General features: G+C 65.5%; 16 protein-coding genes and 1 pseudogene. 13 read left to right on the plus strand and 4 right to left on the minus strand.

Translation table 11 applies throughout. From position 1 onward, the window contains the following. Nucleotides 1–46: 46 nt before the first annotated feature. Nucleotides 47–868, minus strand: coding sequence for a hypothetical protein (locus tag BLT03_RS03515; protein WP_092740392.1), 822 nt, complete (start codon nucleotides 866–868; stop codon nucleotides 47–49). 189 nt (nucleotides 869–1057) lie between these two features. Between BLT03_RS03515 and BLT03_RS03520 the strand changes: the two genes are divergently transcribed. The 11 genes from BLT03_RS03520 (at nucleotide 1058) to BLT03_RS03570 (ending at nucleotide 10762) form a co-directional block, all read left to right on the plus strand. Next, on the plus strand, nucleotides 1058–1450 hold the full coding sequence (locus BLT03_RS03520; protein WP_092740394.1) for an integrative conjugative element protein, RAQPRD family: 393 nt from the start codon (nucleotides 1058–1060) through the stop codon (nucleotides 1448–1450). Then, nucleotides 1447–1686, plus strand: a complete 240-nt coding sequence (locus tag BLT03_RS03525; protein WP_092740396.1) for a TIGR03758 family integrating conjugative element protein — start codon at nucleotides 1447–1449, stop codon at nucleotides 1684–1686. The genes BLT03_RS03520 and BLT03_RS03525 overlap by 4 nt, the downstream gene beginning before the upstream one ends. A 19-nt stretch (nucleotides 1687–1705) precedes the next feature. Next, a complete protein-coding gene (locus BLT03_RS03530) occupies nucleotides 1706–2074 on the plus strand; it encodes a TIGR03745 family integrating conjugative element membrane protein (protein ID WP_245711225.1) in 369 nt (122 codons plus the stop codon). Then, complete coding sequence (locus BLT03_RS03535) at nucleotides 2074–2502, plus strand: TIGR03750 family conjugal transfer protein (RefSeq protein ID WP_092740398.1); 429 nt, start codon at nucleotides 2074–2076, stop codon at nucleotides 2500–2502. The genes BLT03_RS03530 and BLT03_RS03535 overlap by 1 nt, the downstream gene beginning before the upstream one ends. Beyond that, a complete protein-coding gene (locus tag BLT03_RS03540; RefSeq protein ID WP_092740400.1) occupies nucleotides 2499–3218 on the plus strand; it encodes a PFL_4703 family integrating conjugative element protein in 720 nt (239 codons plus the stop codon). The genes BLT03_RS03535 and BLT03_RS03540 overlap by 4 nt, the downstream gene beginning before the upstream one ends. Then, nucleotides 3215–4168: a TIGR03749 family integrating conjugative element protein gene (locus BLT03_RS03545; RefSeq protein ID WP_092740402.1), complete on the plus strand. Its 954-nt coding sequence runs from the start codon at nucleotides 3215–3217 to the stop codon at nucleotides 4166–4168. Before BLT03_RS03540 ends, BLT03_RS03545 begins: the two co-directional genes overlap by 4 nt. Next, a complete protein-coding gene (locus tag BLT03_RS03550) occupies nucleotides 4158–5636 on the plus strand; it encodes a TIGR03752 family integrating conjugative element protein (protein WP_092741035.1) in 1479 nt (492 codons plus the stop codon). The genes BLT03_RS03545 and BLT03_RS03550 overlap by 11 nt, the downstream gene beginning before the upstream one ends. Further along, a complete protein-coding gene (locus tag BLT03_RS03555; protein WP_092740404.1) occupies nucleotides 5617–6081 on the plus strand; it encodes a TIGR03751 family conjugal transfer lipoprotein in 465 nt (154 codons plus the stop codon). The genes BLT03_RS03550 and BLT03_RS03555 overlap by 20 nt, the downstream gene beginning before the upstream one ends. Continuing rightward, nucleotides 6081–8990, plus strand: a complete 2910-nt coding sequence (locus BLT03_RS03560; protein WP_092740406.1) for a conjugative transfer ATPase — start codon at nucleotides 6081–6083, stop codon at nucleotides 8988–8990. The genes BLT03_RS03555 and BLT03_RS03560 overlap by 1 nt, the downstream gene beginning before the upstream one ends. Before the next feature lie 14 nt (nucleotides 8991–9004). Further along, complete coding sequence (locus BLT03_RS03565) at nucleotides 9005–9697, plus strand: DsbA family protein (RefSeq protein ID WP_092740408.1); 693 nt, start codon at nucleotides 9005–9007, stop codon at nucleotides 9695–9697. A gap of 261 nt (nucleotides 9698–9958) precedes the next feature. After that, on the plus strand, nucleotides 9959–10762 hold the full coding sequence (locus tag BLT03_RS03570; protein ID WP_217640134.1) for a patatin-like phospholipase family protein: 804 nt from the start codon (nucleotides 9959–9961) through the stop codon (nucleotides 10760–10762). Nucleotides 10763–10785: 23 nt separating this feature from the next. Here the strand turns inward: BLT03_RS03570 and BLT03_RS03575 are convergent. After that, nucleotides 10786–11691: pseudogene (locus tag BLT03_RS03575) on the minus strand (IS3-like element ISXac3 family transposase); the annotation flags it as partial. Between the two features lie 177 nt (nucleotides 11692–11868). Here BLT03_RS03575 and BLT03_RS03580 point away from each other — a divergent pair. Both BLT03_RS03580 and BLT03_RS03585 read left to right on the plus strand, forming a co-directional pair. Continuing rightward, entirely contained in the window at nucleotides 11869–13071 is a 1203-nt protein-coding gene (locus tag BLT03_RS03580) for a tyrosine-type recombinase/integrase (protein ID WP_092740412.1), read from the plus strand. Then, nucleotides 13068–14132: a PDDEXK nuclease domain-containing protein gene (locus BLT03_RS03585; RefSeq protein WP_092740414.1), complete on the plus strand. Its 1065-nt coding sequence runs from the start codon at nucleotides 13068–13070 to the stop codon at nucleotides 14130–14132. Before BLT03_RS03580 ends, BLT03_RS03585 begins: the two co-directional genes overlap by 4 nt. Before the next feature lie 161 nt (nucleotides 14133–14293). Here the strand turns inward: BLT03_RS03585 and BLT03_RS03590 are convergent, their stop codons facing one another. Then, the gene (locus tag BLT03_RS03590) at nucleotides 14294–15256 is read right to left on the minus strand and encodes a quinone oxidoreductase family protein (protein ID WP_092740416.1); all 963 of its coding nucleotides are present in this window, start codon (nucleotides 15254–15256) and stop codon (nucleotides 14294–14296) included. Nucleotides 15257–15385: 129 nt separating this feature from the next. Then, complete coding sequence (locus BLT03_RS03595; RefSeq protein WP_092740418.1) at nucleotides 15386–16153, minus strand: SDR family NAD(P)-dependent oxidoreductase; 768 nt, start codon at nucleotides 16151–16153, stop codon at nucleotides 15386–15388. Between the last annotated feature and the right edge of the window lie 11 nt (nucleotides 16154–16164).

Consider the following 16164-nt stretch of genomic DNA (forward strand, 5'->3'; position numbering starts at 1 on the left):
CGGCTTGCGCCGCTTGCCCGTGCAGCATCAAAGCAAGTTCTGCAAGCTATGGTTTGAACTTAACCCGTTGGCTGCCTTTTTCTGCGTGGTGCAGGTAGATCGAACACTGGCGCCAGCGCTGCTGAACTGCGATGGATGGAATGGCTTCAAGTACAGCGTTGAGTTTCTTGTTGGTCCATGCTTTACCGTCGGGTGGTCGTACGGTCACCCGCGACGGAAGGTGGCCACCGACACGCATGACAATGTAGCCGCCTGATTCCAGGCCGAATCCCGTCGAATACCTTGGGTTGCGGCGATCCGAGTTCATTTGAACCACGTGGATACGTAGCTTTTTTACGAGCAGGCAGATGGCCTTGAATCTCGCATCGCTCCATAAATCGCTGGTTCGCCGATTGGTGGCATCGATGGGCGTTTCACCCTCACGAGGGCTGGCTGGGTATCTTGCTTCCAATGTGACTGCCTTGCTCAAAAATTGCAGCAGATCACGCGGTGCGATCTGCGCATCGATCCCCAGGTCATCGGCCAGCCGCTTGTAGTCGTGGCTGTACTGCCTGATGTCGGTCAGGAAAAGCGCTTCGGGACAGTGCGTGAGCCACTGGGCCAATCCGGCCTTTAAGTACATCTCTACCGCGTAACCCATCAGAAGGACCGATGCCCTGGGATTACCGGTAAGGGCAACCATTTGACCGTGGCGCAAGCGTTCGATTTTCCCTGCTTTGATTTTCCTTTTGATGAGTAGCCAACGCGCACGGATCGAGCGCGCGGTCGCGGCCAGTCCGTCGCCTTCCTCAACCCACGCCCGCGCATCCGCCTGCCCATGCTTTGAGCTGCCCAGACGCTTTTCTACAGGGTTCACCGGCTCATTCATTCGTCGTCCCTTTCAAAAATTTGCGCCAAACGGTTGCCGGCACACCCGATCACTATTGAACATCAAGGCCCACCGCGCGAGCGTCCTGAATTGCTGACAAAGCGGTGGCGGACCTGTCCCCATTGATGGCGGCGTACCGGCGCCCCCCGCCGCAGCATCGAGTCTCCCCACCGCCCAAGGAGACCCGACATGACCTCGCGTGCCACGGCCAGCCACGACGCTCCCGTCCACCTCCCCCTGTGCGGCGTGCTGGCCGTGGCACTCCTTTGTGGCGGCGTCGCATCGGCGCACGCCGATCCCGCCATCGAACGCGAGCAACTGACGAGCGCCATCCGCCTGCTTGATCAGTTAGACCGCATCGCCCTGGCATCGGACACCACGGCGGCTGTGCAACCGGCCCGATACCACTTCGACTATGCCCGCCTGCGCGACGACGTGGGCCGCATGCGAGCGGGCTTTGCCAGTTACCTCACGCCCCAGCGCGCGCAGCCGCGCGACCCGTCGTCTCTGGCGGGCCATTACACCCGCGAGGACGCCCGCGAGAGCACCAGCCCTTCACCGCAGCAGGAGCGATCGCGATGACCGCGAGCGCCGATCAGATCGCCGCGTTCCAGGCCAACGGCGGCTTCACGCCCTCGGCCGTTTCAACCGTGGTGCTGAGCTTCGTGTTCGCCGTCCTGCTGCTGTGGGGCGTCTGGGCCCTGCGCACGGCCTATGTCGGCTGGGCCGAGCACCGGATTTCGCAACGGCAGTTCCTGGGCGTGATCGCCCGCTTCCTCGCGATGTACCTGGTGCTGAGCTTCTTCCTGCTTTCCTGATGACCGCCAAGGATTTGCCATGAACCTCCCCACCCGCCTTCGCTGCCGTGCTGCGAGCATCGCTGGCACCGCGCTCGCGACCACCCTCCTGCCGCTGCCCCCGGCGGCACGCGCCTCGGGTCTGCCCACCATGGAGGACCCCTCGCGCGGTGCCGGCAGCGGCATCCTCAAAACCTTACAAAACTACGGCTACGACATCGTGTTGCTGGTGGCCCTGCTGGTGGTGGCGTCGATGTTCATCGGCGTCTGCTACCACGCCTACACGCGCTACTCGGAAATCCACACCGGCCGCGCGACGTGGGGCCAGTTCGGCCTGACCGTAGCCGTGGGCGCGATGCTCCTGGTAGTCGGCATCTGGCTGCTCACCAAGGCCACGGCGATCCTGTAATGGCGCTCCCTGACACACCGCGCGACGGCCTCGTGGCCTTCCTGCCGCATCGCCTGAACCGCCAGCCCGTGGTCGTGCGCGGCCTCACAGCCGACGAGCTCTGGATCTGCGCGGGCCTGTCCGCCGCGGCCGGGCTGATCGCGGGCCTGCCGCTGGCCTGGCTCACGCGCAGCGTGGCCATGGTGCCGACGCTGATCGTGGCGGGCATCGCCGCGGGTGTGTTCATCGGCGGCGGACTTCTGCGCCGTCAAAAGCGCGGGCGCCCCGACACCTGGCTGTACCGGCAGATGCAGTGGCAACTGGCGCTGCGCCATCCCCACTGGGCCGCCCGGTTCGGTGGCCGCGGCCTGGTGACCCGCACGGGTGGCTGGACCACGCGCCGCGCGTCGCGCATTCGCCGCACCCGGCCGCGGGGCCGCACGCCATGAGCCGCTTCAAGAACGAAGTGGCGCACCTGCAGGCCCACGTCACCACCCTGCGGCGTGGCGGTGCGGCGCTGTTCGCGTTGGCGCTGCTGCTGGGCCTGGGTTGGTGGAACGCGCCCCGCCACCTCACGATCCATGTGCCGCCGGATCTGCGCTCGGGCAGTACGCGCAAGTGGTGGGACGTGCCGCCCGAGAGCGTGTATGCGTTCGCCCTCTACGTCTTCCAGCAGCTCAACCGCTGGCCGACCAACGGCGAGGACGACTACCCGCGCAATCTGCGTGCCCTGTCCGCCTACCTCACGCCCGCCTGCCAGGCCCTGCTGCAGCAGGACTACGAAACCCGGCGCAACAACGGTGAGCTGCGCCAGCGCGTGCGGGGCCTGTACGAGTTGCCCGGCCGCGGCTACGGCGACGACCCCGCGCTGCGGGTCAAGGTGCTGTCCGAGCGCGATTGGGTGGTCACCCTGGACGTCAGCGCCGACGAGTACTACGGCGGCGAGCAGGTCAAGCGGGCGCTGGTGCGCTATCCGCTGAAGGTCGTGCGCCTGGACGTCGATCCCGAGCGCAATCCGTTCGGACTGGCGCTGGACTGCTACAGCGGCACGCCGCAGCGCATCGCGCCGCCCACGCCTGCAGCCTCGGCGCCAGCCCCCACCACGGTGCCCTCCACGCTCGCGCCCACCACTCCAACCCCCACGCTGTCCGGAGGCCATCCATGAAGCGCTTCGTCCTGCCCCTGGCGCTGGGCGCCTGCGTCCTGTGGGGCGGCGCGCCCGCGGCCCACGCGCTGCAGATCCTGCGCTGGGAGCGCCTGCCGCTCGCCGTGCCGCTGCGCATCGGCGAGGAGCGCGTCCTCTTCATCGACCGCAACGTGCGCGTCGGCGTGCCGGCCGAGATCGCCGACCGCCTGCGCGTGCAGAGCGCAGGCGGCGCGATCTACCTCAAGGCCAGCGAGGCGATCGAGCCGACGCGCCTGCAGTTGCAGGACGCCGACAGCGGTGCGCTGATCCTGCTGGACATCGCCGCCGAGCCGGCGAAGGACGGACAGGCGCCGCTGGAGCCAGTGCGCATCGTCGAGGGCGAGGCACCGGGTCCCCGCTATGGCGCGCGCGATCGCGCAGGCGGCGCCGCCGACACCGAACCGCCAGCCGATGCCACGGCCCCATCGACATCGGAGGCCGCATCCACCGCCCGGCGCGAAACCCCCATCGCGGTGGTGCTCACCCGCTACGCCGCCCAGAACCTGTACGCGCCCTTGCGCACCGTGGAGCCCGTGCGCGGGGTCACGCAGGCCACCCTGCGCCGCGGCCTGGACCTGGACACCCTGGCACCGTCCCTACCCGTGCGGGCGCAGCCGCTCGCCGCCTGGCGCATGGAAGACCAATGGGTCACCGCAGTCCGACTGACCAACACCTCGCCGCGCTGGATCGACCTCGATCCGCGCACGCTGCTGGGCGACTTCGTGGCAGCGACTTTCCAGCACCCGGGCCTGGGACCGGCGGGCGATCCGACCGATACCACGGTGCTGTACCTGGTGACGCGCGGGCGTGGCCTGGCCGACGCCTTGCTGCCGCGCATCAGCCGCATCGACGCCGCGCAGAACCTGCCGCGCGCTTCCGGCAACGAGGCGGATGCGGCGCCATCCCCGGGAGACCCGCATGCAAAGTAACGGCCTGCTCAAGTGGCTGATGATCCCGATGGCCGCGCTGCTGGTGTTCGTGGGGATCCAGGTGTTTTCCGGGGACAAGGCCCATCGCGCGGCATCGGGCGAGGTGTCGGCCCAGCTCACCCCGGAGGAGATGAAGGCGCTCGGCATCGATGGCGACACACCGCGCGACACGGTCGCCACGCTGGTGGCGCAGGTCAAGCAGTTGCGCAACGAGCTGCAGACCTCGCTGGGCGACAACAAGAACCAGCGCGCCGAGAACGAGCGCCTGCGCCAGCGCGAGAGCGCCATCGACCAGCGAATCCAGGCCGCGCTCGACAGCGAGCGCAGTCGCCTGCAGCAAGAGCGCGACCAGGTGGCCGGCGACAAGCAGCAGACCCAGGGCCTGCTGCAGGACCTGCAGCACAAGCTCGACCAGATGGGCGGCAAGAACGGCAATGCGGACCTGCCGGTCGGCCTCGGACTCGAAGAGGGCGACGGCAAGGGATTCGGCGCGGCCGCCGGCACGCACGGGGTGCGCTGGATCGAGCCCGACGATGCGCGGCCGGAAGGCGCCAAGGGTGCGACGGCGCCCACTGGCAAGGCGGACCGGTTTCCGATGCGCTTCGGCGTCGCCGATTCCGCCGGCGGCCCATCGGTCCCGTCCTCGGCGGCGGCCCTGGCCGATGGCGGCGCGTCGACGAAGGCCTCGGCCAAGGCCGTCTACACGGTTCCCACCAACGCCACGCTCATGGGGTCGGTCGCGATGACGGCCCTGATCGGGCGCGTGCCCATCGACGGGACAGTGAACGACCCCTATCCGTTCAAGGTCCTGGTGGGGCCGGACAACCTCACGGCCAACGGTATCGACCTGCCGGAGGTGGCGGGCGCCGTGGTCAGCGGCACCGCATCCGGCGACTGGACGCTGTCATGCGTGCGCGGCCAGATCCGCTCGGTGACCTTCGTGTTTCGCGACGGCACGATCCGGACGGTGCCCGAGGACAAGGGCCAGGGGGGTGGCAACCCCACCAATGCGGGCACGGGTAACGCCGCCGATGGCCACGGCCCCATCCTGGGCGGCCTGGGCTGGATCAGCGATCCGCACGGAATCCCCTGCGTCAGCGGCGAACGCCGCAGCAACGCGCAGCAGTATCTGGGCTCGCAGGCCCTCATCACCGCCGCCGGTGCCGGCGCCGCCTCGCTGATCAAGAGCGACAGCGGCAACGTGGCCGTGGTCAGCAACGGCAACGGCGCCCTGGGCACGGTGGGCATCTCCGGCAACGAAGCCATGGGCCGCATCCTGGCCGGTGGCGTTCAGGAGATGTCGCAGTGGGTGAACAAGCTCTACGGCCAAGCGTTCGCCGCCGTCTACGTGCCGCCCGGCGCCCAGGTCGCCATCCATCTCGAACAGCCCTTGCAGATCGATTACGACGCGCAGGGGCGCAAGGTCAACCACACCCTCGGAGGCGCGCATGCGATGGACCTGGACTAAGCCCACGGCAGCCGGGGGGGCGCTGTTCGCGCTGTCGCTGGCCCTGCTGACGGGATGCGCCACCCACAAGGAAGCACTGCTTTCCCACGGCGATCGCACCATGCGGGATGTCTGGGACCAGGAGACGGGCGGCGGGGGCGGCGGGGGCGGCCGCGCCAACGGCCCGGCGGCGCGGCAACTGCTCGATGCGCGCCAGGTGCTGCGCCGCCCGCTCACCGAGGCCGACCGGCAGGCCATGCCCGCCGAGAACATGGCGTACACGCGCACCGCAGCAAACGAGATCTACAGGCAGTTTCACCGGCTACCCAATCCCGACCTGGTGATGTACGTCTTCCCGCACCTGGCGGGTACCGACCCGGTGCCCGTGCCCGGCTACAGCACGGTGTTCCCCTTGTACCAGCGCATCCAGTACGCCATGCCGGGCGAGCGCGTGGAGGACTACTGATGGTGCGGCGGCCGCGCTGGCCGTGGACAGGCCGGGACGCCGGGGCCGAGGCCCGCCGCGATCCCCCTGGAAGCGATTCCGAGGGGCCGGATGCCTGGGAGCGGCACGTCGCCGAATTGGCGGCGCACGGCATTCAAGCGCCGGGCGCCCACGCGCGCGATCCGGGCCGGCCGCGTGCCACGCTCGCCGATGAGCGCGCGCTCTACGGCGTGGCCCCCTCGTTCGTGGACATGCTGCCGTGGGTGGAGTACCTGCCCGGATCGCGCAGCGTGCTGCTGGACGATGGGGTCTCCGTGGCGGCGTTCTTCGAGCTGACGCCGATCGGCACCGAGGGGCGCGAGATGCACTGGCTGTGGCAGGCGCGCGATGCGCTGGAGAACGCTCTGCAGGATGCTTTCGACGAACTGGACGATCACCCGTGGGTGGTGCAGCTCTATGCCCAGGACGAAGCCGACTGGGAGGGCTATCTGCGCGGCCTGGACGCCTACCTGCAACCGCGAGCACGGGACACGGCGTTCACCGCGTTCTACCAGCGCTTTCTTGCCCACCACCTGCGCGCGGTGGCGAAACCGGGCGGCCTGTTCGAGGACACGGCGGTGACGCGCCTGCCCTGGCGAGGCCAGGCACGCCGCGTGCGCATGGTGGTGCACCGCCGCGTGCCCGGCACCAGCGCCCAGCGCCGCGGCCCGTCCCCGGAACAGGCCCTGGCGACGGTGTGCGACCGGCTGCAGGGCGGCCTGTCCAACGCGGGCGTGCGCGCGCAGCGCCTGGGCGCGGCCGACATCCACGCCTGGCTGCTGCGCTGGTTCAACCCCTGCCCCGCGCTGCTGGGCGACACGGCCGCAGACCGGGAGCGCTTCTATGCCCTAACCCGCTATCCCGAAGAGCGGGAAGAAGGCGAGCTGGAACTGGCCAGCGGCACCGACTTCGCGCAGCGCCTTTTCTTCGGCGCGCCGCGCTCCGATGTCACCAACGGGCTCTGGTGGTTCGACGGCATGCCGCACCGTGCGGTGGTGATGGACCGGCTGCGCAGCGCACCAGGCACGGGCCACCTCACCGGCGAGACGCGCAAGGGCGGCGATGCGGTCAATGCGCTGTTCGACCAGATGCCGGAGGACACGGTGATCTGCCTGACGCTGGTCGCCACGCCGCAGGACGTGCTCGAATCCCACCTCAACCACCTGGCACGCAAGGCGGTGGGCGAGACGCTGGCCTCCGAGCAGACGCGGCGCGACGTGCAGGAGGCGCGAGGGCTGATCGGCAGCGCCCACAAGCTCTACCACGGCGCCCTCGCCTTCTACCTGCGCGGGCGGGACATGGCACAGCTGGACGAGCGCGGCGTGCAGCTGGCCAACGTGATGCTCGGCGCCGGCCTGCAGCCGGTGCGCGAGGACGACGAGGTGGCGCCGCTCAACACCTACCTGCGCTGGCTGCCCTGCGTGTTCGATCCGGCCAAGGACACGCGTAAGTGGTACACGCAGCTGATGTTCGTGCAGCACGCCGCGAACCTGGCGCCCGTGTGGGGCCGCAGCCAGGGCACGGGCCATCCGGGCATCACGCTCTTCAACCGCGGCGGCGGCACCGTGACCTTCGATCCGCTCAACCGCCTGGACCGGCAGATGAACGCCCATCTTTTTTTGTTCGGCCCGACGGGTTCGGGCAAGAGCGCCACGCTCAACAACCTGCTCAACCAGGTGATGGCGATCTACCGGCCGCGGCTCTTCGTGGTGGAAGCCGGCAACAGCTTCGGCCTGTTCGGCGATTTCGCCAAACGTCTCGGGTTGACGGTGCATCGAGTCAAGCTCGCTCCCGGCGCCGGCGTCAGCCTCGCGCCGTTCGCGGATGCGCGGCGCCTCGTGGAGACGCCGAGCCAGGTGCAGACCCTGGACGCCGATGCACTGGACGAGGATCCGGAGGCCTCAGGCCCCGCTCTCGATCACGACGAACAACGCGACGTGCTCGGGGAACTGGAGATCACCGCCCGCCTGATGATCACCGGCGGCGAGGACAAGGAGGAGGCACGCATGACACGCGCCGACCGCAGCCTGATTCGCCAGTGCATCCTGGATGCTGCCCGCCGGTGCGCGTCGCAGGCACGCACGGTGCTGACCCGCGACGTGCGCGACGCGCTGCGCGAGCGCGCAAGCGACACCACCTTGCCGGAAAGCCGGCGCACACGGCTGCTGGAGATGGCCGATGCCATGGACATGTTCTGCCAGGGGGTCGACGGAGAGATGTTCGACCGCCCCGGCACGCCCTGGCCGGAGGCCGACATCACCATCGTGGATCTGGCGACGTTTGCGCGCGAGGGCTACAACGCGCAGCTGTCGATCGCCTACATCTCGCTGATCAACACCGTCAACAACCTCGCCGAGCGCGACCAGTTCCTGGGCCGGCCGATCATCAACGTGACGGACGAAGGCCACATCATCACCAAGAACCCGCTGCTGGCGCCCTACGTGGTCAAGATCACCAAGATGTGGCGCAAGCTCGGCGCCTGGTACTGGCTGGCGACCCAGAACCTGGACGACCTGCCCCGGGCCGCGGAACCCATGCTCAACATGATCGAGTGGTGGATCTGCCTGTCCATGCCGCCGGACGAGGTCGAGAAGATCGCGCGGTTTCGCGAGCTCAACGCGGCGCAGAAGGCGCTGATGCTGTCGGCGCGCAAGGAAGCGGGCAAGTTCACCGAGGGCGTGGTGCTGTCGAAGTCGATGGAGCTGCTGTTCCGTGCGGTGCCGCCCAGCCTGTATCTGGCGCTCGCGATGACCGAACCGGAAGAGAAAGCCGAGCGCTTCGCGCTGATGCAGCAGCACGGGATCAGCGAACTGGAGGCAGCGCTGCGCGTGGCGGAGAAGATCGACCGGGCGCGCGGGATCGAGCCGCTGTCGCTCGATGCGCTGGGCTGAACCGGAGACCAGACATGCGGCGTTTTTCCCGTTGGTGCGCCCTCCTTCGGCGCCTGGAATGGCCGACGGTCCTGGCCGCCGTGCTGGTGGTGGCGGCGATCGCGCTGGCGGTCTGGCCGCTTGCTCCCCGGCAGGGCACGACGCCTGCATCCACCACGACAGCGGCACCACCGCTGCCGCCGGGACCGCCGTGGATCCATGGGCGGGCCGATGCACGCTTCACGGTCACGCTGTACGCGGACCTGGAGTGCCCGTACTGCCAGGGGTATTTTCCGCAACTCAAGCGGTGGATCAATGCGAACCCGGACGTGAACCTGCAGTGGCACCACTTGCCGCTGGCCATGCACGAGCCGGCCGCTGGGAATGAGGCGCGCCTGGCCGAGTGCGCGGGAGAGGTCGAAGGACAGGTGGGTTTCTGGAAGGCTGTGGAGTGGATTTACGGACACACGCAGGGTGAAGGCCAAGGTCTGCAGGCCGGTGCTACCTATCCTGGCATGACGCCAGCGCTGCAGGCGTGCCTGGGCAGTCCACGCCCGCAGGAGGTTGTGCAGCAGCAAACCGAGGAAGCGCAACGCGCACGGGTGAGCGGGACCCCTTCGTTGCAGCTGCAGGATCGCCGTACGGGCAAGGCAATGGCATTGGCCGGGCCGATCGAAGGCGATGCACTGCTTTCAGCGATGGACCTGCTGACGCACTCCGAGAAGTAGACATTTGGGGTGCGTGACAAGCAACACGCTCACTACCGTGTTCGGTCGGGCTATCCTCCGTCGACGCCTGCAAGAGAGCCTTCCAATGCGGTGCCATATGGGGGATCGAGTGTGCCGCTCAATCTCCCCTGAGCTGCATGCGGCAGGGTTAGTCTCGATCTGGCAAAGCATTTCGGGGTGCAACACTATCGGTCAAAAGTAGTGCCTCGCAATGCGAAGCCGGGCTCGGCGAGTCTTGGTATGCGGACTGGCACAACACACATGGGGGGAAGCGTCATGGTGGAGTACTGCGACCTTGTAATGAAAGGTGGGATCACCAGTGGAGTGATCTATCCAAAGCTGATTGCCCGGCTTGCATCGAAGTACCAGTTCAAAAATATCGGCGGCACGTCCGCAGGTGCCATCGCGGCAAGCGCCTGCGCTGCTGCCCAGTACGGCGTGCACCATGGCAATCCGCAAGCCTTCGACACGCTGACGAAGCTGCCTGATCTGCTGAGCGAGAAGATCACAGCCGATCATCGCTCCAAGCTGTTCACTCTCTTCCAGCCCGCTCCAAGCGTCCGACGACATTTCGCCGTGCTGGTGAGTATGTTGAACAAAGATCCGCGTGAAGCGGTGCAGGCGGTTCTAGGCGGTCTCATCCGCATGTACAAGACCTCCGTGGGAATCGGCATCCTATTGGGCAGCCTGCTGCTGTACCCGTTCATTGACGCCCTCCTTCCCATCGCCGGCGAATGGAAGCACGTTGCGATTTCCGTAGGGCTGGTGCTACTCATCACCGGAATGACTGTGCTGTCAGTCCGCAGTTTTGCACGGGGAAAGACCGTGCTTGCCCTGCTCTTGGCTACAGCACTACCGCTTCTGGTGTTTACAGCGCTGATTGCAGCAACAGCAGACAGCTCGTTCCTTCGCCTGGGTGCATACACGGTGGGAACGATTGCGGTGACCCTGCTGTACCAAGCCGCCGTCTGCACAGCGATTGTCGGATTTTTTGCGCGTAGTCTCTTGCGAGGACTGCACGGCAACCACTACGGTCTGTGCAGTGGCCGAACGCCTGATGATTGATACGCCCAGGGTTCCGTAGACACTCAAGACCCTCGTTGCGCGTAGCGCCGTTCAAACTCTACAGGGGACAGGTCGCCAGTTGAACCATGACGGCGTTGTGGGTTGTAGAACATCTCGATGTAGTCGAACACCTCGGCGCGTGCGGCGTCCTTGTTGGGGTAGATCCGCCGCCTGATTCGCTCGCGTTTGAGCAGACCAAAGAAGCTCTCCACCGGTGCGTTGTCATGGCAGTTGCCACGCCGACTCATGCTGCACACCAAGCCATGGGACGCCAGGAAACTGCGCCAGTCATCGCTGGTGTAGACCGACCCTTGGTCCGAGTGAACCAGGCAACCAGCGCTGGGTTTGCGCCGCCACACCGCCGACAGCAAGGCCTGCACGACCAACTCGGTATCGGCTCGATCGCGCATCGCCCAGCCGACGACCTGCCTGGAAAACAGATCGATCACCACAGCCAGGTACATCCAGCCTTCATGCGTCCGGATGAAGGTGAAGTCGCTCGCCCAGGCCGTGTCCGGCTCGGTCACGTCGAACTGCCGATCCAGCAGGTTGGCTGCCGCCATGCACGGCGTTCCGCCATGGAAGCGCGGTTTGCGGCCATAGCCCACCTGGGCACGCAGCCCATCGGCGCGCATCAATCGATGCACCCGATGGCGACTGCAACGCTCACCCAGATCGCGTAGATCCTTGGCAATCTTGCGATGCCCATAGACACTGCCGCTGGCCAACCAGTGGTGCTTGATCAGCCCCTGCAGGCGTTCGTCTTCCTTGGCGCGTTCACTGTCAGGCGACTTTAGCCACGCGTAGTATCCAGCCCGGTTCACCCGCAAAACCCGGCACATCGCGCACACCCTGAATTCTTCGCGGTGGACTTGCATGAAGAGGTACTTTGCCTTTACCCCTTGGCAAAGTACGCGGCGGCCTTTTTTATTTCAGGATGACTCCAGCACCGCACTTTGCTGGACTACGCCATAGCCCTATGTAGCAGGTTTATCAAGGACTTAGGCGAGTTCAACATATGCCGGTGCTTTCTGAAACTTGACCCGGCTTCTCTTCTACTGGCTCCTACGGGGCTCCTGGGAATCGGGTCTTTCCGAGGAGTCATCATGGCTAAGATCAAGCTCACCAAGTCCGCAGTCGATGCGGCACAACGCCAAGCGCAAGCCGTCGAGCTGCGCGACACCCTCGTTCCCGGCTTCCTGTGCAAGATTACGCCGGCCGGTCGCAAGGTATTCATGCTCCAGTACCGGACGAACGCCGGCGAGCGACGCAAGCCGGCTTTGGGTCTGTTCGGCGAGCTGACCGTCGAACAGGCTCGGTCACTGGCACAGGAATGGCTGGCTCAGGTGCGCCGGGGCGGCGATCCGGCAGCAGAAAAGGCAGAGGCGCGCAAGGCACCCACCGTTGAGGAGTTGTGCAAGAAGTTCATGGACGACTACTCCAGGAAGCGCAACAAGCCCAGCACCCGAGTCGGCTATCAAGGCGTCATCAACCGCTGCATCATCCCACTGTTGGGCCGTAAGAAGGTTCACGACGTGAAGCGGCCGGACGTTGCCGGGCTGATGGAAAAGCTTTCATACAAGCAGACAGAGGCCAACAAGGCGTTCAGCATCCTGCGCAAGATGTTCAACATGGCGGAGGTGTGGGGCTATCGGCCAGACGGCACCAATCCTTGCCGCCACGTCCCGATGTTCCCTGCCGGCAAGTCCACCCACCTCATCAGCGACGAGGACATGGGCAAGCTGTTCCGGCAGCTCGACAAGATAGAGGCCGAAAAGTTTGAGAACTACGTCATCCCGCTGGCGATTCGCCTGCAATTCGAGTTCGCCGCCCGCCGCTCCGAAATCGTCACGCTCGAATGGGAATGGGTCGATCTGGAGAATCGACGCGTCGTCTGGCCCGACAGCAAGACCGGCGTCATGTCCAAGCCCATGAGCGAGGAAGCCTACCGGTTGCTTTCGACGGCACCGAGGCAGAAAGGCAATCTCTATGTGCTGCCGTCGCCGCGCCATCCGGGGCAGCACCTGACCACGGGCGAGTATTACGGCGGCTGGTGCCGCGCTCTCAAGGCGGCGGGCGCGACGCACGTTGGGACGCATGGCATCCGCCATCGCTCTGCGACCGACATTGCCAATTCAGGTATCCCGGTCAAGGTCGGCATGGCGCTGACGGCGCACAAGACCGTCGTGATGTTCATGCGCTATGTCCATACCGAGGACGATCCGGTGCGCGAGGCGGCCGAACTGGTGGCGAACCGGCGCAAGACGATTACCGGCGCCAAGCAACCTCCAGCGGAGGCGACAGCATGACCAGGCACAAGGTATCCGCATCTTCGCCCGCAGCGCCGGCGGTGCTGTTGGGCGACATTCGAGTGCTGATCGAGGCGGCGCGGCAGCGCGCCGCCTCGGCAGTGAATAGCGAGCTGACGATGCTCTACTGGCGCATCGGCCAGCGCATCCACACGCAGGTCTTGGAGGGCCGGCGGGCCGATTACGGTGAGGAGGTTGTGTTGACGTTGGCGGCGCAGTTGGTGAAGGAATATGGAAGCAGCTTTGCAGTCAAGAACCTGCGCCGCATGGTGCAGTTCGCCGCCACCTTTCCCGACGAGCAGATTGTCGTATCACTGATACGACAATTGAGCTGGACGCATTTCATCGCGTTGATCCCGCTGAAAGACCCGCTCCAGCGGGACTACTACGCGCAGATGGCCGGTGCCGAACGCTGGAGTGTGCGGACGCTGCGCGAGCGCATCGACTCGATGTTGTACGAGCGCACGGCACTATCCAAAAAGCCGGACGAAACGATTGCGCAGGAGTTGGCAACCCTGCGCGATGCGCAACGCATGACACCGGCGCTGCTCATGCGCGACCCGTACATTCTCGACTTCCTGGGGCTGCGGGACACCTGGCAGGAAGGCGACCTAGAGGCGGCCATCATCCGCGAAATGGAATCCTTCCTGCTGGAACTAGGCGTGGGCTTTTCCTTCCTCGCTCGGCAGAAGCGCATCCAGATTGATGACGAGGACTTCCACCTTGATTTGCTGTTCTACAACCGCAAGCTGCGGCGGCTGGTGGCGGTGGAGTTGAAGATCGGCGAGTTCAAGGCGTCCTATAAAGGGCAGATGGAGCTTTACCTTCGCTGGCTCGACAAGCATGAGCGGGAGCCGGAAGAAGCTTCGCCGCTGGGGATCATCCTCTGCACTGGTAAGAAGTCCGAGCAGATCGAGTTGCTGGAGTTGGACAAGTCCGGTATTCACGTCGCCGAGTACCTGACCACCTTGCCGCCGCGTGCAATGTTGGGCGAACGGTTGCAGCAGGCGACCGAGCGGGCGCGGTTGCAGATCGAGCAGCGCAAGAAAGACACCCAGTAGTCCAAGCGACAGCATTCGTGCACCCGCGTTCCGCCGGCGGGTTCGCGGGCTGCGTCTATCTATCTGGCACCACGACCATGCCGGAATGCGCCTGTTTGGCCAGTCAGTGCTCTGCTAACGGCCTGTTCGCGGGATACGATCCAGGCTGATCGCGAACCGCTCTAGAACGAGATCACGGGGCGGCCTCGAAGCCCGCCAGCCTCAACGCTGCGCTGGGCATCGGAGACTTGGTGCGGCGCGTATTCTCCAGTCACACGCAACTTGATCTGTGAGGCTGCGACCATATCGCGAAGCAGTTCAAGCCAGTCCGTCCGCTGAAGTACCGTATCCACGAAAAAAGGCCTGATCACGATCCCTCGTTCGCCCAGCTTGTCCTTCCAGCCGCGGACCGGGATATAGACACCACCGTCGCGGATTGCGCCGAAGGCCTTTTCTCCTAGCAGCGCCGTATCAAGCAATGCATCGACACCTTCGGGCACCTCTCGACGGATTGCGTCCGCAAAGCCGGGACCACGTTCGACCACTACATCCGCGCCGTAGCTACGCACCAGATCGGCTTCTTCCGGCTTCGCGTCAGCGATAACCCTTAACCCCCGCCGCTTCGCCGCCGCGATAGCGTAGTGAGCCAGGAGCCCCGCGCCGCCGCTCACGGCAAGAGCCTGACCTTTCTCCAGCGACGCAAGCTCCAGCGCGCCAAGCGCTGTCAATCCGTTCATCGGCAAGGTGGAAGCCTCTGCCAGGGAGACACCGTCGGGTATCGGCACGACCGAGGCAGCGGGCACTACGATATATTGCGCCTGCGCGCCGCCTTCCGGCCGACGTGGTAAAACGGCTGCCATTACGATCTGGCCAACATGCAGGCGAGTCACGCCAGGCCCTACAGACTCAATGACGCCCGCCGCATCCATGCCCGGCACGAAGTGTTCGTTGGGCTTGCCATAGCCTGGCGTGCGGGAAAGGATGTCGGTCGGATTGACCGCTGCCGCCTTCACTTCGATGCGGACCTCGTCGGCGGCGGGCGCCCGAACCGTCCGCTCCATGATTTTGATGACCTCAGGACCGCCGAGGCCCTCATAAGTGACAGCATTGCTGGTAATCGGCTGAGTGACTGAACGATCTGCCATATCTTCTCTCTCTAGAGCGTCAGATACATGCTCTGTTGCTATCAAGTTCGACCTTTACCCTTCCGGCTGAAAAACCGCCCGCCGCTGCGGCTATGAGCAAGAGGTACTCCCCAGCGACCATCGGCAAACTCATGTGACCTGGTCGGTGGGCATGATGAAAAGTTCTGCGATCGAAGCGTGACGCGGGCGGGTCACCATGAATTCGATACCGTCGGCAATGTCGTCCGCCTGGAGCACCTGATGCTGCGCATTGAACGGCTCAAGCATCTCGGTCTGCACGCGATCATTGTTGTGCGATCCCAATTCGGTAGCCACCGCGCCTGGCTCAAGCACTCCGACACGGACGTGGTTCTGGGTGATTTCCTGGCGAAGCGACTCGGTGAACCCATTCACGCCGAATTTGGTCAGGTTGTAGACGCCAAACAGTGCCGAAGCCCTCCGTCCAGCGACTGAGCTGATGTTCACCACGTCGGCAACGTTCCGCGGCCCGTCGGCTGCCGCAGTCAGCAGATGCGGCAGGGCTGCGTGGGTGATGTAGAGCAGGCCACGCACATTGATGGCCAGCATCCGCTCCCATTCCTCTACGTCCGCGCCGACAATTGGCCCCAGGAGCATGAGGCCGGCGTTGTTGATCAGAATATCGATCCGGCCGAACCGGTCGATGACTGTTTGGACGGCGGCCGTCGCCTGTGTCTGATCGGCAATATCGGAAGGAACGGAGAACGCCGTGCCCCCTGCAGCTTCGATTTCGGTGACAAGTAGATCCAACCGGTCTTGACGACGGGCCAGCAGAGCCACGGACGCGCCCGCCATGGCCAGACGGCGTGCCGTCGCCGCCCCGATGCCGCTGCTCGCGCCGGTCACGATCGCAACGGTCCCGGCCAGTTTCGAAGTCATGAATGCACCTT

The sequence above is a fragment of the Paracidovorax valerianellae genome (assembly GCF_900102625.1).
Taxonomy (GTDB): Bacteria; Pseudomonadota; Gammaproteobacteria; order Burkholderiales; family Burkholderiaceae_C; genus Paracidovorax; species Paracidovorax valerianellae.